25 protein-coding genes are annotated in these 26273 nt (G+C 57.0%); 11 read left to right on the top strand and 14 right to left on the bottom strand.

Translation table 11 applies throughout. The features are described from left to right. Positions 1-23: 23 nt before the first annotated feature. A complete protein-coding gene (locus RZ35_RS07885; RefSeq protein ID WP_026742811.1) occupies positions 24-1214 on the top strand; it encodes a nicotinamide mononucleotide deamidase-related protein YfaY in 1191 nt (396 codons plus the stop codon). Positions 1215-1263: 49 nt separating this feature from the next. On the opposite strand, the gene RZ35_RS07880 is transcribed toward RZ35_RS07885, so the two are convergent. The 3 genes from RZ35_RS07880 to tesA all read right to left on the bottom strand — a co-directional run bounded on the left by RZ35_RS07880 (position 1264) and on the right by tesA (position 3631). Further along, complete coding sequence (locus RZ35_RS07880) at positions 1264-2166, bottom strand: co-chaperone YbbN (protein WP_327062228.1); 903 nt, start codon at positions 2164-2166, stop codon at positions 1264-1266. A 20-nt stretch (positions 2167-2186) separates the two neighbouring features. Next, positions 2187-2963, bottom strand: a complete 777-nt coding sequence (locus tag RZ35_RS07875) for an SDR family oxidoreductase (protein ID WP_026742809.1) — start codon at positions 2961-2963, stop codon at positions 2187-2189. Between the two features lie 29 nt (positions 2964-2992). Then, positions 2993-3631: a multifunctional acyl-CoA thioesterase I/protease I/lysophospholipase L1 gene (gene tesA / locus RZ35_RS07870; RefSeq protein ID WP_139171458.1), complete on the bottom strand. Its 639-nt coding sequence runs from the start codon at positions 3629-3631 to the stop codon at positions 2993-2995. Here tesA and ybbA point away from each other — a divergent pair. After that, positions 3599-4285 carry a putative ABC transporter ATP-binding protein YbbA gene (ybbA, locus tag RZ35_RS07865; RefSeq protein ID WP_026742991.1) on the top strand — a complete coding sequence of 229 codons (687 nt, stop codon included), beginning with the start codon at positions 3599-3601 and terminating at the stop codon, positions 4283-4285. The two genes, tesA and ybbA, sit on opposite strands and share 33 nt — an antisense overlap. Beyond that, a complete protein-coding gene (gene ybbP / locus RZ35_RS07860) occupies positions 4282-6714 on the top strand; it encodes a putative ABC transporter permease subunit YbbP (RefSeq protein WP_026742807.1) in 2433 nt (810 codons plus the stop codon). Before ybbA ends, ybbP begins: the two co-directional genes overlap by 4 nt. 840 nt (positions 6715-7554) lie before the next feature. Here the strand turns inward: ybbP and speG are convergent. After that, positions 7555-8124: a spermidine N1-acetyltransferase gene (gene speG, locus RZ35_RS07855; RefSeq protein ID WP_026742806.1), complete on the bottom strand. Its 570-nt coding sequence runs from the start codon at positions 8122-8124 to the stop codon at positions 7555-7557. Positions 8125-8723: 599 nt separating this feature from the next. Here speG and RZ35_RS07850 point away from each other — a divergent pair. After that, positions 8724-9152 (top strand): hypothetical protein, encoded by a 429-nt coding sequence (locus RZ35_RS07850; protein ID WP_026742805.1) that lies wholly within the window; start codon positions 8724-8726, stop codon positions 9150-9152. A 228-nt stretch (positions 9153-9380) separates the two neighbouring features. On the opposite strand, the gene RZ35_RS07845 is transcribed toward RZ35_RS07850, so the two are convergent. The 6 genes from RZ35_RS07845 to purM form a co-directional block, all read right to left on the bottom strand. Then, a complete protein-coding gene (locus RZ35_RS07845; RefSeq protein WP_026742804.1) occupies positions 9381-11510 on the bottom strand; it encodes a TonB-dependent siderophore receptor in 2130 nt (709 codons plus the stop codon). Beyond that, a complete protein-coding gene (locus RZ35_RS07840) occupies positions 11503-12621 on the bottom strand; it encodes an ABC transporter substrate-binding protein (RefSeq protein ID WP_026742803.1) in 1119 nt (372 codons plus the stop codon). The genes RZ35_RS07845 and RZ35_RS07840 overlap by 8 nt, the downstream gene beginning before the upstream one ends. Positions 12622-12911: 290 nt before the next feature. Further along, positions 12912-13697, bottom strand: coding sequence for an amino acid ABC transporter permease (locus tag RZ35_RS07835; protein ID WP_026742802.1), 786 nt, complete (start codon positions 13695-13697; stop codon positions 12912-12914). Positions 13698-13768: 71 nt separating this feature from the next. Further along, complete coding sequence (locus tag RZ35_RS07830; protein ID WP_026742801.1) at positions 13769-14590, bottom strand: ABC transporter substrate-binding protein; 822 nt, start codon at positions 14588-14590, stop codon at positions 13769-13771. Positions 14591-14838: 248 nt separating this feature from the next. Next, the gene (purN, locus tag RZ35_RS07825; protein ID WP_026742800.1) at positions 14839-15477 is read right to left on the bottom strand and encodes a phosphoribosylglycinamide formyltransferase; all 639 of its coding nucleotides are present in this window, start codon (positions 15475-15477) and stop codon (positions 14839-14841) included. Next, on the bottom strand, positions 15474-16514 hold the full coding sequence (purM, locus tag RZ35_RS07820; RefSeq protein ID WP_026742799.1) for a phosphoribosylformylglycinamidine cyclo-ligase: 1041 nt from the start codon (positions 16512-16514) through the stop codon (positions 15474-15476). The genes purN and purM overlap by 4 nt, the downstream gene beginning before the upstream one ends. A 232-nt stretch (positions 16515-16746) precedes the next feature. Between purM and upp the strand changes: the two genes are divergently transcribed. The 3 genes from upp (at position 16747) to hda (ending at position 19670) form a co-directional block, all read left to right on the top strand. Further along, on the top strand, positions 16747-17373 hold the full coding sequence (upp, locus tag RZ35_RS07815; RefSeq protein ID WP_026742798.1) for a uracil phosphoribosyltransferase: 627 nt from the start codon (positions 16747-16749) through the stop codon (positions 17371-17373). 168 nt (positions 17374-17541) lie between these two features. Then, positions 17542-18831 carry a uracil permease gene (gene uraA, locus RZ35_RS07810; protein ID WP_026742797.1) on the top strand — a complete coding sequence of 430 codons (1290 nt, stop codon included), beginning with the start codon at positions 17542-17544 and terminating at the stop codon, positions 18829-18831. 131 nt (positions 18832-18962) lie between these two features. Continuing rightward, complete coding sequence (gene hda / locus RZ35_RS07805; RefSeq protein WP_026742796.1) at positions 18963-19670, top strand: DnaA inactivator Hda; 708 nt, start codon at positions 18963-18965, stop codon at positions 19668-19670. 6 nt (positions 19671-19676) lie between these two features. On the opposite strand, the gene arsC is transcribed toward hda, so the two are convergent. The 4 genes from arsC to RZ35_RS07785 all read right to left on the bottom strand — a co-directional run bounded on the left by arsC (position 19677) and on the right by RZ35_RS07785 (position 22750). Continuing rightward, positions 19677-20042 (bottom strand): arsenate reductase (glutaredoxin), encoded by a 366-nt coding sequence (arsC, locus tag RZ35_RS07800; protein WP_026742795.1) that lies wholly within the window; start codon positions 20040-20042, stop codon positions 19677-19679. Positions 20043-20062: 20 nt separating this feature from the next. Then, the gene (bepA, locus tag RZ35_RS07795) at positions 20063-21526 is read right to left on the bottom strand and encodes a beta-barrel assembly-enhancing protease (protein ID WP_026742794.1); all 1464 of its coding nucleotides are present in this window, start codon (positions 21524-21526) and stop codon (positions 20063-20065) included. A 184-nt stretch (positions 21527-21710) separates the two neighbouring features. Then, positions 21711-22178, bottom strand: coding sequence for a thioredoxin-dependent thiol peroxidase (gene bcp, locus RZ35_RS07790; RefSeq protein WP_026742793.1), 468 nt, complete (start codon positions 22176-22178; stop codon positions 21711-21713). A gap of 2 nt (positions 22179-22180) precedes the next feature. Then, positions 22181-22750 carry a glycine cleavage system transcriptional repressor gene (locus tag RZ35_RS07785; protein ID WP_026742792.1) on the bottom strand — a complete coding sequence of 190 codons (570 nt, stop codon included), beginning with the start codon at positions 22748-22750 and terminating at the stop codon, positions 22181-22183. 147 nt (positions 22751-22897) lie between these two features. On the opposite strand from RZ35_RS07785, the gene dapA reads away from it, so the two are divergent. From dapA to RZ35_RS07765, 4 genes are all read left to right on the top strand, one after another. After that, complete coding sequence (gene dapA, locus RZ35_RS07780; protein ID WP_026742791.1) at positions 22898-23776, top strand: 4-hydroxy-tetrahydrodipicolinate synthase; 879 nt, start codon at positions 22898-22900, stop codon at positions 23774-23776. Between the two features lie 16 nt (positions 23777-23792). Beyond that, on the top strand, positions 23793-24833 hold the full coding sequence (gene bamC / locus RZ35_RS07775; protein WP_026742790.1) for an outer membrane protein assembly factor BamC: 1041 nt from the start codon (positions 23793-23795) through the stop codon (positions 24831-24833). A 101-nt stretch (positions 24834-24934) separates the two neighbouring features. Further along, complete coding sequence (gene purC, locus RZ35_RS07770; protein ID WP_026742789.1) at positions 24935-25648, top strand: phosphoribosylaminoimidazolesuccinocarboxamide synthase; 714 nt, start codon at positions 24935-24937, stop codon at positions 25646-25648. A 161-nt stretch (positions 25649-25809) separates the two neighbouring features. After that, complete coding sequence (locus RZ35_RS07765; protein ID WP_026742788.1) at positions 25810-26265, top strand: DUF441 domain-containing protein; 456 nt, start codon at positions 25810-25812, stop codon at positions 26263-26265. Positions 26266-26273 lie beyond the last annotated feature (8 nt).

Below are 26273 nucleotides of genomic sequence, written 5' to 3'. Positions count from 1 at the left end.
ATTCACGAATGGAGAAAGTAAACATGCTTAGGGTTGAGATGCTTTGCACCGGTGATGAGGTGCTGCACGGCCAGATCGTTGACACCAATGCGGCCTGGCTGGCGGATTATCTGTTTCAGCAGGGCGCGCCGATGGCCAGCCGCATGACGGTTGGCGACGAACTCGACGCGCTGGTAACGGCACTGACCGAACGCAGTCACGTCGCGGACATCCTGATCGTTAACGGCGGACTGGGGCCGACCAGCGACGATTTAAGTTCACTCGCCGCGGCGACGGCGGCGGGCGTACCGCTGGTGGAGCATACGGAGTGGCTGGCGAAGATGACGGCCTATTTCGCCGATCGCGGGCGTCCCATGTCGGCGCTGAACCGGAAGCAGGCGCTGATCCCGGACGGCGCGGAGATCCTCGACAACCCGGTCGGCACTGCCTGTGGCTTCGCGCTGAAGCTGAACCGTTGCATGCTGTTTTTCACCCCCGGCGTGCCGTCTGAATTCAAGGTGATGGTCGAGCAGCAGATTATGCCGCGTTTACGTCAGCGTTTTACGCTTGGCGAAGCGCCGCTCTGTCTGCGTCTGACGACCTTCGGTCGTGGAGAAAGCGATCTGGCGAGCGCGCTGGCGCCGCTCGTCCTGCCGCCGGGCGTGGTGCTGGGATACCGCTGCGCCGTGCCCATCGTCGAGATCAAACTGACCGGCCCCGCATCGCAGCACGACGCTATGCATGCGTTATGGCGACAGGTGAAGGGGACCGTCGCCGACAGTACGGTGTTCGAAGGGACCGCGGGTCTGCCTGCACAGCTGGCGCAGGCGCTGTCTAAACGCCATTTGCGATTGGCAATCGCCGAAGCGTTCACCGCCGGGCTGGTTCACTGGCAGCTGCGTGGCGCCAATGCGCCGTTGGCCGGCGGCGATCTGTTGACCGCTTCCTCCAGTGCCTTGACGGCGGTGGCGCAACAGGCGCGCGAACTGGCGCAGCGATGCTCGGCGCAGGTGGCTCTGGTGGTTGGCGGATTGAGCGAGGGCAGGTTGTCTCTGGCGTTGCATACGCCTTCGCAAACGCTGGCTCAGACCCTCCAGTTCAATGCGGCGCGCTACGCGTTGTCGACGCAGCAGGAAATTGTCGCTATGGCGGCGTTGAATATGCTGCGGCGTTGGTTGAGCGGGATCTCGCCTTACGGCGGAAACGGCTGGATTGAAACGGTCGAAACCTGTTAGCGGGACAGAACGACGACGGGCCGCGGCGGCCCGTCGAAAAGCGCGGCGATCAGTAAAGCAGGGCGTAGAGCTGGCGACGATAGCGCGCGGCCAGCGCGTCGCCGGTGCCCAGCGCGGACATGATGTCCAGCATCGTTTTGCGCGCGCTGCCGTTGGCGGCCGCCAGATCCTTCTTCAGCATGCCGATCAGCAATTCCAGCGCCTCTTCGTTACGGCCGACCTGATGCAGCTTTAGGCTCAGCTTCACCGCCAGATCCGCATTGTCCGGATCCGCGACCAGCTCCTGTTGCAGCTGCTTGATTTCCGGGGTATCGGCGGCTTGTTTCAGCAATTCGATCTGCGCCACCAGCCCGTGATAGCGGCTATCCTGATCCTGAATCGGAATGGCGCTCAGCACGGCTTCGGCGTCTTCCGCGCGATTAAGCTCGATCTGCACTTCGGCCAGCAACAGGGCAATGTCGCTTCGTTTGCTATCCAATTGCCAGGCTTCTTTCAACAGCGGCAGGGCATCCTGCAGCTTGCCGTCCTGAATCAAACGCTCGGCTTCCGCCGTTTTCAGATCTTCTGCTTTAGGCAGAACGCGCTGCAACAGTTCGCGGATCGCGTCTTCCGGCTGAGGTCCCTGGAAGCCGTCTAACGGCTGACCGTCTTTGAACAGATAGACGGTGGGGATCGCGCGCAGGCCGAATTGCGCGGCGACGCGTTGTTCGGCGTCGCAGTCCACTTTCGCCAGCAAGAACTGACCCGTATATTCGGCGGCCAGTCGGTCCAGTACCGGGCCGAGTTCCTGACAGTGCGGGCTGCGCTCGGACCAGAAATAAATCAGCACCGGGACGGTCATCGACTGTTCCAGCACTTGCTGCAAATTCGTTTCGTTAATATCAATCGCGTTGGCGTGTTGTTCTAGCATGGGATTCTCTCTTATCCGTTTCAGCGAGTTATGGGGGCACATTCCCTCTGCTTCAACCCCTGTCAGGAGCGAGTGCGTAATAAGCCGTCGAGTGCGCGTCCGGGGAGCAGACGGCGAAGTATCGACAGCGCATGAGTCATCAGCGTGACCGGATAGCGTAATTTGGGGCGCGGACTCTCCAGAGCGTGGCGCAATTTCGGCAATATCGCCTCTGGCGTCAGCGTGAATCGCTTGGCGATGCCGGGATTCGTGACGGGACGATCGTGCTGCGTTTGGTTAACGTTGGCGGAAAACTGCGTGCTGATCGGTCCAGGTTCTATCAACGAAACGTGTATCCCGCTGCCGTGCAGCTCCATACGCAGCGCGTCTGACCACGCTTCAAGGGCATACTTGCTGGCTGCATAGGCGCCGCGTCCCGGCGTGACGACCAGTCCCATGACGGAGCTGGTCTGGATGATACGCCCTTCGCCGTGCGCAAGCATGGCGGGCAGCAGTCGCTGCGTCAGTTGGTGGGTGCCGAACAGATTACTGGAAAACTGTTGCTCCAACTGCTGGCGAGAGATCGTATTCAGCGGGCCGTACACGCCGTAGCCGGCGTTGTTGAAAAGCCCGTACAACCGGTTGCCGGTGAGCGAAATGACGCGGTCGGCGGCGCGCTCCACACTGTCGCGGTCGTCCAGATCCAGCTCGATGCCTTCCAGCCCCAAAGCGTTCATTCTTTCCACATCTTCCGCACGTCGGCAGGCCGCCAAAACCCGGNAGCCGCGCTGTTTAAGATCCTGCGCGGCGATCAGGCCGATACCGCTGGAACAGCCGGTGATTAAAATCGCTTTTTGCATAACTTTACCTAACTATAAAGCCCTGAATATCAAGAGTCGTGGTTAACTAGAGGGCCGAGTTTTTGCGCCATCCAGTCGGCGATAAACGGCTGGGCGTCGCGGTTCGGATGGATGCCGTCATCCTGCATCCACTCGGGTTTGAGATAGACCTGCTCCATGAAAAACGGCAGTAGCGGAATAGCGAACTGCGAGGCCAGCTTCGGATACACGGCCGCGAAGGTTTCAGTATAGCGCCGGCCGTAGTTGGTCGGCAGCCGGATCTGCATTAGCAGCGGCTGTGCGCCGGCATCTTTGACCTGAGAGATGATTTTTGTCAGATCCTGTTCCAGACTGGACGGTGGAAAACCGCGCAGCCCATCGTTGCCGCCCAGTTCGATCAGCACCCAGCGCGGCCTGTGCTGTCGCAGTAAAGCCGGAACGCGGGCCAGCCCCTGGGCGGCGGTGTCGCCGCTGATGCTGCCATTGACGACGTTAACGCCGCCGGGGGCTGACTGCCAGCGGCTATTCAGCAAGGCAGGCCAGGCCTGCGTCGCCGACATACGATAGCCCGCGCTCAGACTGTCGCCCAGCACCAGCAGCGTATCCGCCGCGATAGCACGTAAACTTACTATTCCCAGCAGTAAAAGGACCAGAAAATGCCAGCGGAAAACATTCTTGAAGTTCATCATCTTAGTAAACACGTTGGTCAAGGGGAACATGAACTGTCCATCCTTACCGGAGTTGAGCTGGTTGTCAAACCGGCCCAGACTTTGGCGTTAATCGGCGAGTCCGGGTCGGGCAAGTCGACGTTGCTGGGCATTCTGGCCGGACTGGACGACGGCAGCAGCGGCGNCGTCGCGCTGTTGGGGGAGCCGCTTAACGGGTTGGATGAGGAGGGGCGCGCGGCGTTGCGGGCGCGCGACGTCGGCTTTGTGTTTCAGTCTTTTATGCTGGTGCCAACGTTAAATGCGTTGGAAAACGTCCAGTTACCTGCGCTGCTGCGGGGTGAAAGCGACCGCGAGAGCCGCCAACAGGCCGAACAACTGCTACAACAGCTCGGGCTTGGCGCGCGGTTACAGCATCTGCCGGCTCAACTGTCCGGCGGCGAACAGCAGCGCGTGGCGCTGGCGCGTGCGTTCAGCGGTCGTCCAAAAGTTTTGTTTGCCGATGAGCCGACCGGCAATCTCGATCGGCAGACCGGCGAACGCATCGTGGACCTGCTGTTTGCGATGAATCGCGACTATGCCACGACGTTGATTCTGGTCACCCATGACGAACAGCTGGCGGCGCGCTGCGAGCGGCGTTTACGTCTGCGTGACGGTAAACTGTGGGAGGAGTCATGATTTGGCGCTGGTTTTGGCGCGAATGGCTCTCCCCTTCGCTGCTGATCGTCTGGCTGGCGCTGACGCTGGCCGTGGCCTGCGTGCTGGCGCTCGGCACCATCAGCGATCGTATGGAACAGGGTCTGAGTCAACAAAGCCGCGACTTTTTAGCTGGCGACCGGGTGCTGCGCGCCTCAAGGCCGGTGGATGAAGCATGGTTGCAACGGGCGGAACAAGACAGGTTGACCGTCAGTCGACAGGTGTCGTTTATGACGATGACCTACGCCGGGGAAAATGCGCAGCTGGCGCAGGTTAAAGCCGCTGACGATCGCTATCCGTTGTATGGGAATTTACAGACCCGGCCTGCGCAGCTCCGTGCCGCACCCGGCACGATCCTGGTCGCCCCGCGCCTGCTGGCATTGTTGGGCGCGCGAGTCGGAGATCAACTCGATATCGGCGATACCACGCTGCGCATCGCGGGTGAGCTGATTCAGGAACCGGATAACGGCTTCAATCCCTTTGAAACCGCGCCGCGCGTGTTGATGAATATGGCCGATGTCGCCCGTACCGGCGCGATTCAGCCCGGCGGCCGCATCACCTGGCGCTACATGTTCGCGGGAGAATCTCAAGACATCGCGCAGTATGGCGACTGGATCAAACCCCAATTGAAGGCGGATCAGCGCTGGTACGGCATGGAAGATTCTCCGGGCGCGTTGAGCAAATCGCTTCAACGTTCGCAGCAGTTCCTCCTGCTCTCCGCGCTGCTGACGCTGCTGCTGGCCATTGCGGCGGTGACTGTTGCGATGAGTCATTACTGCCGCACGCGCTATGACCTGGTCGCCGTACTGAAAACCTTGGGCGCCGGTCGTGGCGCCCTGCGTCGACTGATTGTCGGTCAATGGCTATCGGTGTTGGCGCTGGCGGCTGTGGCGGGGAGCTTACTGGGTTTGGGCTTCGAGGCGGTATTGATGCGCGCGCTGGCGCCGGTACTGCCCGCCACGCTGCCGCCCGCTGGGTTCTGGCCCTGGGCTTGGGCGCTCGGCACGCTGGTGCTGATTTCGCTATTGGTCGGTCTGCGGCCGTATCGCCTTCTGCTGGCGACCCAGCCGTTGCGCGTGCTACGGCGGGACGTGACGGCCAACGTCTGGCCGCTGCGCTACTACCTGCCAGCCGTCGCGGTGGTCGTAATCGGGTTGTTGTTCGTGCTGTCCGGCGGCGGCTCGCTGTTGTGGTCGTTGCTGGGAGGAATGGTCGTCTTGGCGCTGCTGCTGGGAACGATAGGCTGGGGCAGCCTGCTGGTGCTGCGACGCCTCACGCTGAAACGGTTATCCCTGCGTCTGGCGATCAACCGGCTCCTGCGTCAGCCGTGGTCAACCATCGGCCAGCTGGCGGCGTTTGCGCTGTCGTTTATGCTGCTGGCGCTGTTGCTGCTCTTACGCGGCGACCTGCTGGACCGCTGGCAGCAGCAGTTGCCGCCGGATAGCCCGAATTACTTTGTACTGAATATCACCGGCGATCAGGTCCCTGCGGTGAAAGATTTCCTGATCCAGCACCAGGTGCAGCCGGATCGCTTTTATCCGATCGTCCGCGCGCGACTGACGGAGATCAATGGGCGCGTCGCCACGGAGCTGATCCCCGAGGATGCGCCGGGGGGCGGCACGGTAAACCGCGAGCTGAATCTGACCTGGCTGGCGGAACTGCCGTCACACAATGTGCTGGTGTCCGGGCCGTGGCCGCCGAAGCAGGGCGAGGTGTCGATAGAGCAGGGCGTGGCGGAGCGTCTCGGGGTTTCGCTGGGCGACACGCTGACATTCACCGGCGACACGCAGCCGTTCAGCGCCAAAGTCACCAGCTTCCGTCAGGTGGACTGGGAAAGTTTGCGGCCGAACTTCTTCTTTATCTTCCCGCCCGGCGCGCTCGAGCATCAGCCGCAGTCGTGGCTGACCAGCTTCCGACACACCGGGCAGGACAACGTGATTACCCAGCTTAACCGGCAGTTTCCCACGCTGAGCGTGCTGGATATCGGCACAATTCTCAAACAGGTCGGACAGGTGCTGCAACAGGTCAGTCGCGCGCTGGAAGTGATGGTGGTTCTGGTCATCTTCTGCGGCGTATTGCTGCTGCTGGCACAGATCCAGGTCGGGATGGGGCAGCGTCGTCAGGAATTAATGGTTTATCGGACGCTGGGAGCCAGCAAGAAGCTGCTGCGGACCACGCTTTGGTGCGAGTTCGCCGTAATGGGGCTGGCCGCGGGGCTGGCGGCAGCTCTGGGCGCGGAGGCGGCGCTGTGGATGCTGCAACGCAAAGTGTTCGACTTCCCGTGGGAGCCTAACTGGCCGTTGTGGATTGGCCTGCCGCCGCTGAGTGCCCTGCTGCTTTCCCTCTGCGGCGGGTGGTTAGGGTTGCGTTTGCTGCGTGGCAGGGCGCTGTTCCGGCGTTACGATGCTTAACGTTGCCGAAGCGTCATACGGTACGAGATCCACCGCAGATTAAGCGTATAAAAAGCCAGAAAAAGCAAAGCGCGCGCGTCCCGTTCTAAAAAGGGGGCGCGGTTTTGCTCGCATGACGCTCAATCTCCCCCTAACTCGGGCGGGCAAATAGGTGGCTGTGATAATGGGAATGGACCCAGCTTCCCGTTAGCCCGCTTCCCGCCGCTAACCCCCTCATGGCGTCATGAGGACGATCTTATTTGCCTCAACGTGTGCTGGCCGTCCCAAATAACGATGCCCGTCCTTCAAAAATAGCATTCTCGATAATATGTTGATGAGGTCAAGACATTCATGGCGGTAAAGAAGAGTGTTTAGTCCAGAATATCGACTACAGTGTCCTTATATTATTTTGTCAATTTCCCTTAGGCTGGGATTAATGTGGTTTTTAAGTCATATTTAATTTTTGATGATTCAAAATAACCTCTAATTAAAATATCAGGAATAAACCCTGCCACCACGAAATACCGATGCGACATCAAGCTCTTTATTTCAGACATGACTTTGGTGGAGAAGGCATAACTATCATGTGGCATGATCCCTGAAGTGTCGTGATATTTTCGGCAATGGACGTTGTGCGAGGAACTTAATTTTTTGGGTGACGCTGATTTTCGTACGAAAGGCATCAATGAAAGCCAATTTATCGTCGGACAACAGGATTGAGCGCGATGTGAATAGTGGTTTTGGAGACGTCTTGTTCAGCACTCATCAGTGAACCCCCACTGGTGGGAAAGGGAGCGCCTGGAAGACAGAGGGCGCGGGTTCGGCAACATGCGCATCGCCTGGGGCGGCAATGCGCATCGGTTATCGGGTAATGTCAGCCTCGGGAGACGGGGCGCCGCTGGGCTTTTTGTGCCTGGACAGATACTTATGCTGAAAAATGCACATCCGAATGGCGTTGCGGTACTCTCCGTTGATAAAGAATTCGTGAATCAACTCACCTTCCACATCGAACCCTAGCTTGCTGTAGATGTGGATCGCCTTCTGGTTCTCCTTGTCCACAATCAGATACAGTTTGTTGAGGTTGAGAATGGCGAAGCCGTAGTCCATCGCCAGCTGTGCGGCGGCGCTCGCATAGCCGCAGCCCTGATGCGCGGGGTCGATGATGATCTGAAACTCGGCCCGGCGATGGATGTGGTTGATGTCTACCAGTTCTACCAGTCCGACTTTGACCCGCTCGTGTTCGATGATGAAGCGGCGCTCACTTTGGTCATGAATGTGTTTGTCATACAGATCGCTCAACTCTACGAAGGCTTCATAGGGTTCTTCGAACCAGTAGCGCATCACGCTGGCGTTGTTATCCAATTGATGAACGAAGGGCAAATCATCTCGTTCCAGTGGTCTCAGACGAACGATGTGGTTCGAGCCAGACATAGTAAATCCTCTATTATCAGTATCTTATCGTGATATTTTGCTTTCTTGTCGTTCTTTATAGTGCCTGATATTTACTATTTGGCGAACGATTTTCGCGTCGTATTGAAGTCTAATCAGTGTAATGCACTATTTAAAATAATATTTTATACTGAAAACAAGGTATTTTTATTTTAATAAAAGATGAAACCCTGTTTTATATTATTTGCTCGCGCAAAGAATATTTATTCTTTTTGGTTTCATCGTTGTTGTCGTGGTTTGTTTTTTGTTCAAATAACCTTTACCTATACGAAAAATAAGAGATAGATATATCCCTTGTTCTTTTTATTAATCTGTTTTTTATTTGGTATTGAAATGTCGGCGGTATTGTTGCTTATTTAAGCATTAATGCCTGGGTAATATTTTCTGGAAAGAAGAGTGAACTCAGATAGGGCGGCGTCTGGGCCTCTGTGATAAATGTTATTATGGCTAAAAAGTAAGGTTTATGGATGTTTTATTTATGCGTTAGATAGGTGTTCTGGTAATTAAAACTAAAAGTAAATAATATTCACTGGCTTCGAACTGCGAAGTTTTTTTCATTTTAAGTAAAGGGATTACACACCATGAATAAAAAATTCAAATTAGCCGCAGCGGCGTTTGCGGTATCTCTGTTGGCGGGCTGTTCCTCTTATAATACCAGCCAGCCGACCGCCGGTCTGGAAGCGCGTGTTGAATCTTCCGTTAAAGCGGACATCACCGTTGGCGAAAAAATCAATGGCGAAGCGTCTGCAAACGTCCTGTTCGGTGTGATCAAATGGGGTGAAGGCGACAAATACATCGATGGCGTAAGCTACGGTACTGGCGGCGCGCTGTCTTTCATCGACGTCTCTGCTTCCGTGAAATCTGCTGCAGCTTACAACGCCGTTAAAGCGTCTGGCGCAGACCTGATCGTGGCTCCGCGTTATGAAGTGACCACTAAAGACTACGGCGTGTTCAAACAGCTGCACGTGGTTGTTACAGGTTATAAAGGCACCATCGCCAGCGTTAAATAATAACGTTACCTGCTTGCTCGGCGCTTTGCGCCGGGCAATTTCCCCTCAAAACGCAGCGTGACCTTTTCCTTCCATTACTATCCCAACCTTCTCCCAACACCCGAACCTTCTCCCAATACCCATGCCGGCCTAAACCGTTTACGGGCAGATGATGCTGAAACGCGGCAGGCATACATTGAAGGGGAAAAGCACTGCCCCGTTTCCGGAGCAGTGATGTCAGAGCAAAAATTAGAAGTCTACGCTGGCGCGCAGCATCACTTCCCGGCGTTCGCCCACGGCTACACGTAGATTGCTGCCGCTGGAAGGGTAGTACGTCTTATCAAACAGGTTTTTCACGTTGACCTGCCATTTCACCGCATAGCCGTTGATGGGCAGACTGTAGGAGACAAAGGCATCGGCGACGGTGTAGTCGTCCAGCGTGAAGCTGTTAGCGGCATCGCCAGCCCTGCGGCCGACGTAGCGCGCTCCTGCGCCGACGCGCAGGTTGTCGCCCGCATGCAGTCCAAGGTTGCCGAAGTCTTGCGTCAGGAACAGCGATGCGGTGTGACGCGCCGCGTTGGGCATGCGATTGCCATTATTGTCCGGGTCCGAAGTGACGCGCGCGTCGGTAAAGGCATAAGAGCCAATCAGGCTGAGTGAGTCCGTCAGCTTGCCGGCCATATCCAGCTCAACCCCTTGCGAACGGACTTTGCCGGCGGTGCGTGTGACGGTTTCGCCGCCCACGTCCTCGCTGACCATCACGTTGCGTTTGTGTATATCAAATAGTGCGATGTTGGCGGTGATGCGATTCGGCAAATCCAGTTTGGCGCCGATTTCATACGATTTGCCTAGTTCAGGCGGCAGCGCGCCAATCTGAGTCGCAATTGACGTGTTGGGCTTGAAAGATTCGCTATAGCTGGCGTACAGCGACGAGTAGGACGTCAGGTTGTAAACCACGCCGGCACGCGGCACGAGACGACCGTAAGAGCCGTCGGTATTTGTGACGAAGGGACGCCCCTTGCCGGACATCACGTCGAAGTGGTCGTAGCGCAGTCCGCCGAGCAGCATCCAGTTGGCGTCAAGACGGATGGCGTCCTGCATAAACACGCCGGTGCTGTCGACGTTTTCACGCTGGTCGCTGTCCGCGGCGCTGACGGAAGTCGAAGCGGGAAGCAGGCCGTAAACCGGATTATAGACGTTGAAGTTGGTGACGGCGGTGCCGCGGATCATATCTCCGCGGTAAGTCCGGTCGGCTTCATGATCGACGCCGAACAGCAGCTGATGGTTGGTCTGTCCCCAGTCGATATCGCCATTCAGCGTTAGCTGTACGGCCTGCGACTGACTGTGCGCGTAGCCGGTCGAGTCGGCCTGACGGGTCAGATCGCCGGTCGTTGCGTTATATTTGGTGGCGCGAGCCTGATTGTCATTGTAGCGGTTGCGGCTATAGGCATAAGTCAGACTGGTTTTCCAGCGGTCGGACAGGTTGTGGTCCGCCTGGAAGGTCAGGGTGTCCTGATCGCCGCGGGTGGCGTTGTAAGTTTCATCGAAGCGACGGTCGCGTGGCACATCAACCGGTTTGCCCGTACGGCTGTCAATCACCGTGCCCCGATCAAACGGCGTCAGATACTCCTGGTGCTCGTAGGCGACGCGCAATGTTGTGTCCTCGCCATACCACATCAGCGATGGCGCGATGGTCGTTTGGCGGTTGCGGCCGAAGTTGCGCCAGTAGTCGGTTTCGTCGTGATCGACGATCATGCGATAGGCGAGTCCGGAATCGCTGATCGGTCCGGTGACGTCCAACTGACCGCCGCCGCCGTTAAAGCTGCTGTTCCAGCCTTCGATATGCGTTTTCTGCACCAGCTCGGGTTTTTTGGTGATGACGTTAATCACGCCGCCGGGTTCGCCCATGCCGAACAGCATGGAGGCCGGCCCTTTCAGCACTTCGACACGTTCGCTGGTCGGCGTAAAGTTACGCGCCTGAATAGAACGCACGCCATCGTGGAAAATCGAGCCGTCGCGGTTGTCCCCGAAGCCGCGCTTAATCAACGCATCTTGCGTCCCGCCCAGCGTGTTGGACTGGGTGATGCCGCTGACATTGTAGAGCGCTTCGTCGATATTGGTCGCCGACCAGTCCTGCAGCACTTGCTGAGGGACGACGTTAACGGCCTGAGGCACGTCCAGCAGGCGGCTTTCAGTACGCGTACCCGTTACCGTCTTATGAGGCTGATAGCCGGTCTCCTTGGCGCTGGAGGCGGCGGGCGTCGTGTCGCGATTAACGACCAGCGTTTCATCCTGCTGTGCTTGTTGAGTTGCCGCGTATGAGGTGAAAGGCATGACGGCCAATAAAGGCCAGCCTTTGCGCCATAAATGATTATTCATGTGATAACTGACTCCAATAGGTCCCTGAAAAATCGATCGGTAAAAACTGCTGATAGAGTTGTTTTAAGGTTTGTTGTGGGTCGATATCGCTAAATAGCGACGGGTAGAGCGCCCTGGCGAACATTTCCACCATCACGACGTGATAAGGGCTGAGGTAAAAGTTGTGCCACATGCTCCAGGCTCTGCCGGATTGGACCGCCGCCAGATGAGACAGCAACGGCTGTTGCTGTAGCAGCGTGTTAAAGCTGTCGTTCGCCTCTTGCGGCGTGACCTCCGGGCCGAGCATCAGGTTGGAGACGCGTTTTCCTTCCGGTCCGGCCATCCCGGTGGCGATGTACACGTCCGGCCTGGCGGCCAGCGCCTGTTCCGGGTTGAGTTCGCCATAAACGCTGTGGATGGTGCCTTTGGCGATGTTGTCCCCGCCGGCGAAGTCCAGCAGCTCGCCTAAATTGCCGTTGACGGCGGTGGTGCAGCAGGTGTCGCGTCGCCCCAGATGCAGGTGCAGCATGACGGTAGTTTTTTTGCCCTGATAGCGGCTGAGACGGTCGCGGATAACGTCCATATGCTGCTGATAAAACGCGCTGAAGGCGGCCGCGCGTTCGGGACGATTCAAGGCCTCTCCCAGTAACTTGAGACTGGGCAGGGTGTTTTTGATCAGTTCGATGCGCAGATCAACATAGATATAGGGAATGCCCGCCTCTGTTAGAATGTGCTGCAAGCGCTGCTCGTTATCCGATCCTTTCGCCAGACGCGGCAGGATCACCAGATCGGGTTTCAGCGGCAGCAACATTTCGGCATTGATCGTGTTGAGGTTGCCGTTGCCCAGAATCGGGATGTGGGCGATGGATGGGAATTTCTGAGTGTACTGATGCCAGCTCTGGGCATCGTAGCGAGCGAGATCGTTGGGCCAGCCCACGACGCGCTGCGCGGGATTGCCGGGTTCCAGCAGCGCGAGCGTGTACAGCATGCGGCTTTCGCCCAGTACGATGCGCTGGGGATTGTCCGGGATGCTAACCTGGCGTCCCAGGATGTCGGTGATGGTTTTTGCAGGAGAAAGCGTACTGAACAAGCTGCAAATCAGCAAAGCGATGTAAGGAAATACCGGGCGCATGTAAAGTATCCGTATCAATCAAGCAGCGAAAGATAATAATTATTATTGGGATTTTCAATACAGAGAATGCAAGGGTATCGGGACAGAAATAAAAAACCCACGATCTCAAAGACATTTAGCGTGTTTCGTAAATAAATAAAATGTGCACAGGCGCGAGAACGGGACCCGAAAAGGAGGAAGAGGTTAGGTGACAGCGTCCGTTTCGCGTGATGCGAAGCGAAACGCTATCGGATAAGGGCGGCGGCTCNCCGAGGGCCGATGGAAGAGCGAGCGGCCCTCGGCGAACGAAGTCAGGAGGCGTCTTTGCGATCGTGGCGTTCGTAGCCGCGTGCGAAATGACGCTCGAGACGAGTTTGCAACAGTTCCAGTACCATCGACATCAGCCAATAGATCGCGGCGGCGGAGGTCAGCATTTCCATGTAGTGATAGGTGCTTCGTCCGTAAGACTGCGCCAAAAAGTTCAACTCCCACAGCCCCATCAAAGAGACCAGCGACGAATCCTTGATCATGGAAATAAACTGCGAACCCGCGGGCGGGATAATGATGCGCAACGCCTGCGGAGTGATGACGTGGGTGATGATGGTCCAGCGCGATAGCCCCAGCGCCATCGCGGCCTCTTTCTGACCACGCGGCACCGACAGCACGCCGCTGCGAATGGTTTCGGCCAGATAGGCGCCATAGTTGAGCGACAGCGCGATAATGCCTGAGGTGAAGGCGCCCATCACGATACCGACCTGCGGCAAAGCGAGGTAAATGATGAGTACCTGCACCAGCAGCGGCGTACCGCGGAATAACGACACGTAGAACGTGGCGCAGCCAAAAGCCAGCGCGCTTGAGGAGAGGCGGCCGATAGCGGTCAGCACGGCGAGCAGGATGCAGAACAGCATGGAGATGACGGTGATGACAATGCTAAGCACCGCGCCCTGAATGAAGCCGTCTGGCGACAAATGCAGCCCTAACATGGACGGCAGTTTCTGACGTATCAGGTCAGTATCCAGGTGCATGCTGGCGAACAGCCAGAAGAGCAGTCCGATCAGCAATAGCCAGGTCAGTCCGGCCCGGACGCGGAACCCCATACGATTATCCCGGCTCCGCGCCGGTGCCCCCATCGTATTGCGAGACGAGGAAGACGGTGTGTGCTGAGTCATTATTGGGCAATCTCGGTGATATCTTCGCCAAACCACTGCTGGGAGATTCGCGACATCGTCCCGTCGGCGCGCAGGGCGTTAAGGGTTTCCGCCAGCTTGGCGGTCCATTCGGGGTCGCCTTTGTCGGTGGCGATCCAGTTAGGTTCGGAGTAAAGCGTTGAGACGACGCGCAGCTGCGTCATGCGCGCCAGACGCGGCTTGGCGGTAATGCGATCAGAGATCACGGCATCTAAGCGTTTGCCGGGACCGAGCGCCAGATTCTGAAATGCGATGGCCTCGTCGGTCGGGATCGCCTGAACGTTTTGGAAGGGGAAGTTGATCGGTTTGCCGCCCGGAATAACGAGGCTTTTATTCAGGTAGCTTTCATAGCTGGAGCCGAGACCCAAACCCACGCGCTTGTTGCTGAGGTCCGCCGCCGACTGAATCTGTTTTTCGTCTTTGTGCACGATCAGCACGGCGAAGGTGCTGTAGTACGGCGTGGCGAAATCGAGGACTTTCGAGCGCTCGGGGTTCGGCGTCATGGAACAAACGCACAGGTCCCAACGCCCCTGCCAGCGTCCGCCGACGATGGCCTCCCAACCCGGCGTCGCCAACTGCAGTTTGACGCCAAGCTTCTGTGCGATGGCCTTAGCGACATCCACGTCAAAACCGACCAGCTGATTATTGTCATCGATGTAGCTAAACGGCGGATAGTCGTTAAACAAGACATTGCGCAGAACGCCGGTCTGGTTGATCCGGTCGAGTGTAGTTCCGGCCTGAGAGGGGATGCTGGCGGCGCATATCGCCAAGCCGAGCATCATCAATGTGAAAAGTTTTTTCATTTGTTTTCCCTATTAATCAGGATGCTAACTCTAAAATCCCTTTTACAGAATGGCGGCTCTCAGCGGAAAAAGCACGCTCAAAAGGAGTATCTTATAAATAGCAGGCGTGTCCTGTCAGCTATTACTCGTGCCGAATGACGACTCGCCGAACCTTGCGGCCCCGGCTTCAGGATCGTAAACGGGTAAAAAGCGGGGGAGAATACTCATGATAGGCCCCGGCGGCAAGTGCCTCCGGGGCAAAAGATGATTTAGTCGGCGGCGTAGCCGTGCGGCGGGATGCGAATACCGTCCAACCAGGCTTCGTTATCTTTCATTTTCAAACGGCCTTCCAGAAACCAATTGACCGCCAGCGGATAGATGGTGTGCTCTTGAGTCTGCACTCTCGCCTTCACATCCTGCTCTTCGTCATCGTCGAAAATAGGAACGCGCGCCTGCAGCACAATCGGTCCGCCGTCCAGCGCTTCTGTGACGAAATGTACCGACGCGCCGTGCAGCCGGTCGCGATTTTTCATCGCCAGACGGTGCGTATGCAGACCGGGGTATTTCGGCAGCAGGGAAGGGTGAATGTTGAGAATTTTTCCCTCGAATCGGGAGACGAACTCGGCGCTCAGTATGCGCATATAGCCTGCGAGCACGATGACGTCGGGCTGATATTTCTCTATTTCGTCCGCCAGCGCCGCGTCATAAGCCACGCGCTCGACTTCTTCACTCGGGGATAACACGTGCGTCGGGATGTCAGCGTCCTGCGCACGAGCCAATCCCCCCGCTTCGGGATTGTTGCTGAATACGGCGACGATCTTGCCTTTGACGCGGCAGCGCTCACAGGCAGAGATCAACGTTTGCAGGTTAGTTCCTTCACCTGAAATCAGCACTACGATATTTTTCATGCGTTAATAACCACGGTTTCTCCGGTATCGGTGCGGTTAATGTTACCGATTTTCCAGGCTTTTTCACCGTTGGCGTTCAGCAGGGCAATCGCGTCTTCTACCTGTTCGGCCGGCAGGGCGACGATCATGCCCACGCCGCAGTTGAAGGTGCGGTACATTTCATGACGGCTGACGTTGCCAGCTTTTTGCAGCCAGTTGAATACGGACGGCCATTGCCAGCTGGACTCATCGAGGGTGGCCTGCATGCCTTCCGGCAGTACGCGCGGAATATTTTCCCAGAAGCCGCCGCCGGTCAGGTGGCAGATGGCGTGCGCGTCCATTTTCTCAATCAGCGACAGGATGGATTTCACGTAGATTTTGGTCGGCGCCAGCAGGTGATCGGCCAACGGCACGCCATCCAGCTGCTCGGTAGCTGGGTCCGTGTGGCTGAATTCCAGAATTTTGCGCACCAGCGAATAGCCGTTGGAGTGCGGGCCGCTGGAGGCTAACGCGATCAGTGCGTCGCCTTCTTTTACCTTACTGCCGTCGATGATTTCTGATTTTTCGNCCACGCCGACGCAGAAACCGGCGACGTCATAATCTTCTCCGTGATACATCCCCGGCATTTCCGCCGTTTCGCCGCCGACCAGAGCGCAGCCGGACTGTTTGCAGCCTGCGGCGATACCGGTGATGACGCTCGCCGCCGTGTCCACGTCCAGCTTGCCGGTGGCATAGTAGTCGAGAAAAAACAGCGGCTCGGCGCCAGCAACGACCAAATCATTGACGCACATGGCCACCAGGTCGATGCCGATGGCGTCGTGACGCTTCAGATCCATCGCCAGACGCAGTTTGGTGCCCACGCCGTCGGTGCCGGAAACCAGCACCGGCTCACGATATTTTTGCGGCAGGGCGCACAGGGNGCCGAATCCTCCCAGACCTCCCATGACTTCCGGGCGTCGAGTTTGTTTCACTACGCTTTTAATACGTCCAACCAATGCATTGCCTGCATCAATATCCACGCCTGCGTCTTTATAGCTGAGAGAGGTTTTATCGGTCACTGCGGAGTCCCCACGGAGGTTACGTTTGGTGATTGGAAAATGGAGCGGGGCAATTCTAACAGCCTAAGCAAACGTTTGCGAGCGGCGAGTGCCGGCGCGGTCTTTTAGGAAATAGGACGTCTAATTCGCAGAGCGGCTTGATCTGGATCAGCTGCCGCCGTATGTTCCCGCTTGCAAAAGCGGTATAATCCGGNGATTTTTTTGCCGTCCGTAGCCGAAGGGGAGAAGAAAAATGAAGATCGTAGAGGTTAAACACCCGCTAGTTAGACACAAACTGGGTCTGTTGCGCGAGCAGGATATCAGCACCAAACGTTTTCGTGAGCTGGCGTCGGAAATCGGGAGCCTGCTGACGTATGTCGCTACGGCGGATTTGGTCATGGAGAAAGTCACTATTGAAGGGTGGTGCGGACCGGTTGAAATCGATCAAATCAAGGGAAAAAAAATTACCGTTGTGCCGATTTTGCGCGCGGGTCTGGGCATGATGGAAGGGGTGCTGGAAAATCTGCCCAGCGCGCGTATTAGCGTTGTGGGGATGTACCGTGACGAAGAAACGCTGGAGCCGGTACCTTATTTCCAGAAACTGGCGTCCAATATCGACGAGCGTATGGCGCTAGTGGTAGACCCTATGCTGGCGACCGGCGGTTCCATGATCGCCACCATCGACCTGTTGAAGAAAGCCGGCTGCAAGCGTATCAAGCTACTGGTGCTGGTCGCGGCCCCGGAAGGGATCGCCGCGCTGGAGAAGGCCCATCCGGATGTTGAGCTGTATACCGCATCTATCGATAAAGAGCTGAACGAACACGGTTACATTATGCCGGGCCTGGGTGATGCCGGCGACAAGCTGTTCGGTACCAAATAAGCAGATACGATGAGCCGGCTGAAGAGCCGGTTTTTTTGGGGTTGAGTTTGCGGGTTGAGCTGTTTGCGCTGACGAAGTCGCGGCGGGTCGCCCGGGAGATGTCGTATTGAAGCGGATACGACCGCTTTACTGATTGTTTTTTCAACACCTAGAGAAAGGAATAACAAGATGACTCGTCGCGCCATCGGCGTTAGTGAACGGCCACCGTTGTTACAAACCCTCCCGTTGAGCCTCCAGCACTTGTTCGCCATGTTCGGCGCGACGGTGCTGGTCCCGATCCTGTTCAAAATCAATCCCGCCACCGTATTATTGTTCAATGGTATCGGGACGCTGATGTATTTGCTGATCTGTAAAGGAAAAATACCGGCCTATCTGGGATCCAGTTTTGCGTTCATTTCTCCGGTGCTGCTGTTGCTACCGCTGGGTTATGAGCTGGCTTTGGGCGGATTTATTATCTGCGGCGTCCTGTTCTGTTTGGTGGCGTTGATTGTCAAAAAAGCCGGGACCGCCTGGCTTTCGGTCATGTTTCCGCCCGCGGCAATGGGCGCTATCGTGGCGGTGATCGGTCTGGAACTGGCTGGCGTAGCGGCCGGGATGGCGGGACTGTTGCCCGCCGACGGCGCGAGCGTCGATACCAAAGCCGTGATTGTTTCGCTGACGACGCTGGCTGTGACGATTCTGGGATCGGTGATGTTTCGTGGCTTTCTGGCCATCATCCCTATTCTGGTCGGCGTATTGGCGGGTTACGCGCTATCCTTCTTTATGGGCATGGTGGATCTGACGCCGGTCGCGCAGGCCCACTGGCTTGCTCTGCCGACATTCTACACGCCGCGTTTTGAGTGGTTCGCCGTGTTGTCCATTCTTCCCGCCGCGCTGGTGGTGATAGCCGAACACATCGGACATCTGGTGGTGACAGCCAATATCGTCAAGAAAGATTTGATGCGTGATCCCGGACTGCATCGCTCCCTGTTCGCCAATGGGATCTCCACCGTTTTCTCCGGCTGTTTCGGTTCCACGCCGAATACGACTTATGGCGAGAACATCGGCGTATTAGCGTTGACCAAGGTCTACAGCACTTGGGTGATCGGCGGCGCGGCGGTGCTGGCTATCCTGTTGTCCTGCGTCGGTAAGCTGGCGGCGGCGATCCAAGCGGTCCCCGTGCCGGTGATGGGAGGCGTATCGCTGTTACTGTATGGAGTGATTGCTGCGTCAGGCATCCGAGTGTTGATCGAATCGAAGGTGAATTACGACAAAGCGCAGAACCTGATCCTGACGGCGGTGATTCTGATCATCGGGGTCAGCGGCGCGAAGGTTCACCTCGGCGCCGTCGAACTAAAAGGGATGGCGCTGGCGACGGTGGTGGGGATTTTCCTGAGCCTGCTGTTCCGCGTGATTTCCCTGCTGCGCAAAGAAGAAGTCGTGCTTGATCCGGCAGATGAAGAAGAAGGTTCCTTATGATGCCGTGACGAATGTCGCCGCTGTCGCGAGCCGACGGCGGCGACTGACCCCGGCGGCAGGTGTGCTGCCGGTTCAACAGGGGAAAGTTTCTGTGATAGNCTTGCCCCGTTTTCCTGCCCGTTAGGTTTGAGGTGCTTCTGAACACGCCGGCACAGCTTTCATTACCGCTCTATTTACCGGATGACGAAACGTTCGACAGTTTCTATCCCGGAGAAAACGCTTCGCTGCTGGCGGCGCTTCATTCGGCATTGACTCAGCGGCACGGCAGCTACATCTATTTCTGGTCGCGCCACGGCGGAGGCCGGAGCCACCTGCTGCATGCGGCCTGCGCCGAACTCTCCCGTAAAGACGAAGCCGTCGGCTATGTGCCGCTGGATAAGCGCGCCTATTTTGTGCCTGAGGTGTTGGATGGGATGGAGCAGCTGGCGTTGGTCTGCATCGACAACATTGAAGCCATCGCAGGCGACGAAGAGTGGGAAATGGCGATGTTCAATCTTTACAACCGCATTCAGGAAGGCGGAAGCACGCGGTTGTTGATCACCGGCGATCGTCCGCCTCGCCAGCTTAATCTGCAGTTGCCTGACCTTGCGTCCCGGCTGGACTGGGGACAAATTTATCGCTTACAGCCGCTGTCCGACGATGAAAAAGGCGAAGCCTTGCAACTGCGGGCCAGACTGCGCGGATTTGAGCTGCCGGAGGATGTCAGCCGCTTCCTGCTGAAACGGCTGGACCGTGAGATGCGAACGCTGTTCGTGACGTTGGATCAGCTCGACCACGCCTCGATCGCGGCGCAGCGCAAGTTGACCATCCCTTTCGTCAAAGAGGCCCTCGACCTCTAGCGCCAGCTATTTCTGCGGCAGGATCGCCAGGACGTTCTCCGGCGGCCGTCCAAGCCGCGCCTGACCGTCAGCCACGACAATAGGGCGCTCGATCAATTTGGGATGGGTCGCCATCGCCTCAATCAGCTGCGCTTCGCTCAGCGTCTCGTCCCCCAGATTCAACGCCTTGTAGAGCGCTTCGTGGCGGCGCATGAGATCCCGCGCGTGGGTAAAACCAAGCATTTGAAGAAGTGAGTCTAGCGTCTTGGCATCGGGCGGGGTATCCAGATAGCGGAGGATCTGCGGCTCGATGCCCTGCTGTTGCAGCAGCGCCAGCGTTTCCCGGCTCTTGGCGCAGCGTGGATTGTGATAGATCACCACTCGATCGTTCATGGCATTATTCCTTTGGGTCATCAGGATTTATCGTATTGCTGAAAGCGTTTTTGCAGCGTGCGCAGCTGATCGATGCGGGCATCGTAGCGCGCCTGATCCAGGCTGCCGAGTTGGCTCTGGGCGCTGGCATTACTCAGCAGGCGGATAGCCTGATCGAGCTTGTCGTTCAGCGCCAGACTTTCTGCGCGGGCCGCCAGTTCTTCGCTGCGATTACCCAGGTCTGCCGCCGCATGGGCGAGAAGCTCCCAGCCATTGGGATCGCTGGGATTGGCGTAGGTGTACTTATGCAGGAGCCGGCTGGCGGCCGCGGCCTGATGGCCTTCCACATAGGCGTTCGCCAGATTGAGCTGCAGCACCGGGTTGACCTGGGCGTCCGGTATTTTCTGCAGGCGCGCGATGGCCTGCGACGCGCGCTGCTGCCCAATGTCGATATCGGTCATCAGGTCCAGAAACCACGGATCGGCGGGCGATTTATCGAGCAAGGGCTGGAGAGCCGCGCGAGCGCTATCGTATTTCTTGGTCTGGTATGCCTGAATGGCCCGGCCATACTGCGCCGCCTCTCGCTCGCGGACATTGCCTTTTTCCCAGTTGCTGAGCAGCGTGGCGGCGATCGGGTTGTCGTCCGACGCGTACATCGTCAGTACGCGAATACGCGCTAACAGGAAATCCTGCGACGAATGGACCGGCGTCGAGCGCATCTGGTTGGCGCGGTTGCGAGAGTCGGACAGCCGGCTTTCCGGCAATGGGTGAGTGAGCAGCATTTCCGGCGGCGTGGTGGCATAGCGCGTCTGATCGGCCAGACGCTGAAGGAAATCAGGCATCGCCTGCGGATCGAACCCCGCGCGTTGCAGCACCTGAATGCCGATGCGGTCGGCTTCCTGTTCATTTGCCTGCGTGAAGCTGATCACGCCTTGCTGAGCGCCCGCCAGCGTTCCGCTGAGCGCCGCCATCCCCATCTGAGGATTCGCCATCGCCAGTAGGATCGACCCCAGCGCGCCCGCCCAGGTCAGCGGCGCGCTGCTTCTCTGGGATTCGATAGCGCGCGCCAGATGGCGTTGGGTGACGTGAGAGATTTCATGCGCCAGCACCGAGGCCAACTCGCTTTCGTTCTCGACATAGCGAAACAGGCCTGAGTGGATCACGACATTGCCGCCGAAAAAGGCGAAGGCGTTGATCTCGTCGTTGTTGACCAGGAAGAAGTGAAACGGCGTCCGTACGGAGTCGGCGGATTTGACCAGCCGGTTACCCAGCTGGTTGATGTACTGTAAAAGCAGGGGATCGTTGACCAGCGGCGCGCCTGCACGCAGTTTGCGCAGATAAAAATCCCCCATTTCCAGTTCCTGATTGATACTGAGCGTAGCGCCTGCCGTCGTACCGATATCCGGCAAACGATCCTGAACGTCGGCGCTGACGGCGATTGGGCCGTTGGCAAGCAGCGTTGTCGCCAGCATCGCCATCACCGTTTGGTGAAGTCGGTTAGCCATTGTGCGTACCACCTTATGAACGGGGCGAAATCGTTATCATGGTCTTCATCTTAGCCAGAGGTCGCCTGCAAAGGAAATCCTAAGTATTGAAAGGCTGGATGAATGCAAGCGTGGAAGGTGTGAGAAGGGAAGATAGCCGGTACGAAGCGTGCGTACCGGCGGAACTTGCAAGCCTTGAAGACGATTATTCGCCTTTAAGATAGCTCAGCACGATGTCGTGGTGATTGCTGGTTTTGAAATTATCGAAGACTTTTTCCACCTTGCCTTCCGCGTCGATCAGGAAGCTGATACGGTGAATGCCGTCATAGGTTTTCCCCATGAACGATTTCTCGCCCCAGACGCCGAATTGTGCGGCCACCTGATGGTCTTCATCCGCCAGCAGCGTAAAGTTCAGCAACTCTTTTTCCGCGAAGCGTGACAATTTCTCGGGTTTATCCGTGCTGATGCCGAGAACTTCAACGCCATAGTGCTTCAGGTCGTCCATATTGTCGCGTAGACCGCAGGCTTGCACGGTGCAACCCGGCGTCATGGCTTTGGGATAGAAGTAAATCAAGACCCTCTGTCCCAGGAAGTCGGTCAAGCTAATGGGTTCGCCATCCTGATCGGGCAGGCTGAATTGGGGGGCGATATCGCCGGCTTTCAGTGTGCTCATCACTACTCTCCATCTCTTTTTTCATGCTGTGGATAGTTCACCACGCTAATACTGCCTTGTGCTTGCAGTTCTGTACATAGCTGATGAAAGGCTGGCTCGATAATTGAACCGTCCAGCGCGGCCGGACTGTGCGCGGTGATCTGAATGTACAGTTTCGGCATAGCGTCTCCGATGGCCGGCTGAGTTTTGGAAACCAGTTCGGCGATGTTCATCTGGTGAGAGTCAAACAGGTCGGTAAACCGCTCGATAATATGCGGGGAATCGACGACCTCCACCTTGACCCAAACTGTGGCGGGCATCGGCGGACGTGCATGCGACTCCGTGCGTTTCATGACGATCAGCAGTTCCAGCTCGGCGCCGATGATCGGCAGCGTGGACTCAATTCGGGCGATGGCGTTCCAACTGCCGGACAGCAGCATGATAAAGGTGAACTCTTTGCCCAGCATGGCAAGACGGCTATCTTCAATGTTGCAGCCGCTGCTGCTGACATGACGCGTAATCGTATTGACGATGCCGTTGCGATCGGCCCCCAGCGCAGTGACGACCAGATAGTGTTCTTGAGGGCTAGGCAAAATGGCGCTTCCTGTTCAATGTGTTGAGATCTACATGGTACACATAAAAAAAACCGGCTGCCAAGCGCAGACAACGGCGCTTGCGCGCTTGCTTTTGCATGGATGTCAAAAGTACCATGAGGCACTTGTTTTGGGAGGGGATGGCCAATGTTTACGGGAAGTAGTGTTGCTCTGATTACACCGATGGACGCCAAAGGCGCGGTCGATCGCGCAGCTTTGAAAAAATTAATCGATTATCATGTCGCTAGCGGAACATCGGCAATTGTTTCGGTTGGGACCACTGGAGAGTCCGCCACGCTAAGCCATGATGAACATGGGGACGTGGTGATGTTGACGCTGGACCTGTGCGACGGACGCATCCCTGTTATCGCCGGTACTGGCGCCAATTCCACGGCGGAAGCCATCTCCCTGACCCAACGTTTCAACGACAGCGGCATCGCCGGTTGTCTGACGGTGACGCCGTATTACAATCGACCGACTCAGGAAGGACTGTTCCAGCACTTTAAAGCGATTGCCGAACATACCGACCTGCCTCAGATCCTCTATAATGTGCCCTCCCGTACCGGCTGCGATCTGCTGCCTGAAACCGTCGCTCGCCTTGCCGCCATCAAAAATATTGTTGGAATTAAAGAGGCGACGGGGAACTTAAGCCGGGTGACTCAGATCCAAGCACTGGTTGATGACAGCTTCGTGTTGCTGAGCGGCAACGACGACGTTGGTCTGGACTTCATGCAGCTAGGCGGTCACGGGGTGATTTCCGTTACGGCGAACGTCGCCCCTCGTGAAATGGCGGAAATGTGCTCGCTGGCCGCGCGAGGCAACTTTGTTGAAGCCCGTCGTCTTAACCAACGGCTGATGCCGCTTCATCAGAAACTGTTTGTAGAACCCAATCCGATTCCGGTGAAGTGGGCCTGTAAGGCATTGGGATTGATAGCGACCGACACGCTGCGTCTGCCAATGACGCCTCTGACCGACAGTGGTCGTGAGGCGGTAGGGCAGGCGTTGAAGCAGTCTGGTTTGCTGTAATCGTTAGGGAGATTGAATGAGTTCTTCATTGCAAAAGTCAATGGTGGCAACCGTGGTCAGCCTTTCGCTGATCACGCTGCTGACAGCCTGTACCAACGATCAACGCTACAAGCGTCAGGTCAACGGTGATGAGTCCTACCTGCAGACGCCGGAGCACCGTGCGCTGAATGTCCCGTCCGGCATGATTCTGCCGTTGCAGAACGGTGACTACGACGTCCCGCCGATTAATCAAAACGGTCTGGTGGGTAAGAATCTGGATATTCGTCCGCCGATGCAATCGCTGGCGTTGCTAAACGGATCACGCGGTCAGGTGAGTGGAAATACGGCGACCCTGCTGCTGGAAAACAGCGCTCAGAACAGCCAGCTGTGGTCCCAGCTCATTCAGGTGATGCAGTCCAAAGGCTACACCATCGACAATCGTCAGGATGCCAGCCAGACGCTGACCACCGGCTGGATCAGCTGGAGTTCCGAAGAAGAGAAAGAACCGCCTTATCAGGCGCGTTATGAAGTGTCGTTGAAGCCTCAGGGCTATCAGCTGGCGCTGGGCGTGAAACTCCTCGCCCTGCAGCAGAACAACGCAACGCTGGATGATGCCTTCCTGACGCAACGCTACACGAGCCAGATGATGAACTCGTTATCCGATGGCCTGGAGAAGGCGGTGTCTGCCCGTGAAAATGCGCAGTCTCATCGCGGAAGTCAGGCTCTGGATGTCCAGAGCGCTGCCGACGATGCCGGCCTGCCGTTGATCGTGGTGCGCGGAAGCTATGTTCAGGTCTGGGACCGCCTGCCGAAGGCGCTGGAAAATAGCGGGATGACGGTGAACGATCGCAGCCGTCCTCAGGGTACGGTCTCAGTGACCTACCGCTCGCCGGGCAGCGACCATTGGGATTCGCTGGGTGCGAAAGATCCGCAGCTGATGAACGGAGATTATAAGTTGCAGGTCGGCGATCTCGGCAACCGCAGCAGCCTGCAGTTCATCGACTCGAAAGGACATACGCTCACCCAGTCGCAAAACGACGCGTTGGTGGCGGTGTTCCAAGCAGCGTTTAATCGATAAGTGTTCAGGGCCGGATGATCCGGCCCTTTTTTATTCTATTGTCAACGCGTTAACTATCACGGGCCAGGCGCGGATGGCCCTCACTGTGTGGAGTAATAAAGATGCAAAAGCTAGCTGAGTTGTATCGCGGAAAAGCAAAAACGGTTTACACCACGGACGATCCCGATCTGCTGGTGCTGCAGTTTCGCAATGATACGTCAGCGTTAGATGGTCAGCGCATTGAGCAGTTTGATCGTAAAGGGCTGGTGAACAACAAGTTCAATCACTTCATTATGAGCAAGCTGGAAGAAGCCGGTATTCCGACTCAGATGGAGCGTCTGCTGTCCGATACCGAAGTGCTGGTAAAAAAACTGGATATGGTGCCGGTTGAATGCGTGATTCGTAACCGTGCCGCGGGTTCGCTGGTGAAACGTCTGGGCATCAAAGAAGGCGAAATTCTAAATCCGCCGCTGTTTGATCTGTTCCTGAAGAATGACGCCATGCACGATCCTATGGTCAACGAGTCTTACTGCGAGACCTTCGGCTGGGTAAGCGCAAAGCACCTGGCGCGCATGAAGGCGCTGAGCTATCAGGCGAATGATGTTCTCAGCAAGCTGTTTGATGATGCCGGGCTGATTCTGGTGGACTTCAAGCTGGAATTTGGTTTGTTCAAGGGCGAAGTGGTGCTGGGTGATGAGTTTTCGCCGGATGGCAGCCGTCTGTGGGACAAAAACACGCTGGATAAGATGGATAAAGACCGTTTCCGCCAGAGCCTGGGGGGAGTGATCGAAGCCTATGAGGAAGTTGCCCGCCGTATCGGCGTTTCTTTAGACTAAAAAAGCAATCGTTTTCGTTTTGCCGTCAGGCACTCAAAACCTGACGGCGCTCCCGTTGTTCGACTGTACCGCCACTCCGCCTGAGATTGAACGCCGGTCCCATCATGATCGGTGGTATTATTGCCCGCCGTATTTTCTGTTTTTCCCCGCAAGGAATTTTCATGGCCTATTTAGACCCGACGCTATTAATTTTACTGGCGCTGGCCGCGCTTGGCATCATTAGCCACAACATGACCGTGACGCTGGCCATTCTGGCGCTGCTGGCGGTACGCATCACGCCGTTGAATCACTATTTTCCCTGGGTGGAGAAATACGGCCTGACCGTTGGCGTGCTGGTATTGACGATAGGCGTGATGGCGCCCATCGCCAGCGGAAAAATCAGCGCGGGAGAGGTCATACACTCGTTCCTGCACTGGAAATCGCTGCTGGCGGTGTTGATCGGCGTGATGGTTTCCTGGCTGGGGGGCCGTGGCGTTGCGCTGATGTCGAGCCAACCTTCGGTCGTGGCTGGATTATTGGTGGGTACGGTGATGGGGGTGGCATTATTCCGCGGCGTCCCGGNCGGCCCGCTGATTGCCGCCGGGCTGCTGTCGTTGCTGGTCGGTAAGGGCGGCTGAGGTTTTGT

Source organism: Lonsdalea quercina subsp. quercina, from assembly GCF_000688655.1.
Lineage (GTDB): Bacteria > Pseudomonadota > Gammaproteobacteria > Enterobacterales > Enterobacteriaceae > Lonsdalea > Lonsdalea quercina.
This window is presented reverse-complemented; position numbering and strand designations above follow the sequence as displayed.

Bases quoted from the DNA above. Each gene is read 5' to 3' on its own strand.
- RZ35_RS07885 (WP_026742811.1), top strand. From the start codon at position 24: ATGCTTAGGGTTGAGATGCTTTGCACCGGTGATGAGGTGCTGCACGGC.
- bcp (WP_026742793.1), bottom strand. From the start codon at position 22,178: ATGAGCACACTGAAAGCCGGCGATATCGCCCCCCAATTCAGCCTGCCC.
- RZ35_RS07850 (WP_026742805.1), top strand. From the start codon at position 8,724: ATGAATAAAAAATTCAAATTAGCCGCAGCGGCGTTTGCGGTATCTCTG.
- purN (WP_026742800.1), bottom strand. From the start codon at position 15,477: ATGAAAAATATCGTAGTGCTGATTTCAGGTGAAGGAACTAACCTGCAA.
- purC (WP_026742789.1), top strand. From the start codon at position 24,935: ATGCAAAAGCTAGCTGAGTTGTATCGCGGAAAAGCAAAAACGGTTTAC.
- ybbP (WP_026742807.1), top strand. From the start codon at position 4,282: ATGATTTGGCGCTGGTTTTGGCGCGAATGGCTCTCCCCTTCGCTGCTG.
- speG (WP_026742806.1), bottom strand. From the start codon at position 8,124: ATGTCTGGCTCGAACCACATCGTTCGTCTGAGACCACTGGAACGAGAT.
- dapA (WP_026742791.1), top strand. From the start codon at position 22,898: ATGTTTACGGGAAGTAGTGTTGCTCTGATTACACCGATGGACGCCAAA.
- uraA (WP_026742797.1), top strand. From the start codon at position 17,542: ATGACTCGTCGCGCCATCGGCGTTAGTGAACGGCCACCGTTGTTACAA.
- RZ35_RS07840 (WP_026742803.1), bottom strand. From the start codon at position 12,621: ATGCGCCCGGTATTTCCTTACATCGCTTTGCTGATTTGCAGCTTGTTC.
- arsC (WP_026742795.1), bottom strand. From the start codon at position 20,042: ATGAACGATCGAGTGGTGATCTATCACAATCCACGCTGCGCCAAGAGC.
- upp (WP_026742798.1), top strand. From the start codon at position 16,747: ATGAAGATCGTAGAGGTTAAACACCCGCTAGTTAGACACAAACTGGGT.
- RZ35_RS07830 (WP_026742801.1), bottom strand. From the start codon at position 14,590: ATGAAAAAACTTTTCACATTGATGATGCTCGGCTTGGCGATATGCGCC.
- bamC (WP_026742790.1), top strand. From the start codon at position 23,793: ATGAGTTCTTCATTGCAAAAGTCAATGGTGGCAACCGTGGTCAGCCTT.
- RZ35_RS07845 (WP_026742804.1), bottom strand. From the start codon at position 11,510: ATGAATAATCATTTATGGCGCAAAGGCTGGCCTTTATTGGCCGTCATG.
- bepA (WP_026742794.1), bottom strand. From the start codon at position 21,526: ATGGCTAACCGACTTCACCAAACGGTGATGGCGATGCTGGCGACAACG.
- RZ35_RS07880 (WP_327062228.1), bottom strand. From the start codon at position 2,166: ATGTGCCCCCATAACTCGCTGAAACGGATAAGAGAGAATCCCATGCTA.
- tesA (WP_139171458.1), bottom strand. From the start codon at position 3,631: ATGATGAACTTCAAGAATGTTTTCCGCTGGCATTTTCTGGTCCTTTTA.
- RZ35_RS07835 (WP_026742802.1), bottom strand. From the start codon at position 13,697: ATGGGGTTCCGCGTCCGGGCCGGACTGACCTGGCTATTGCTGATCGGA.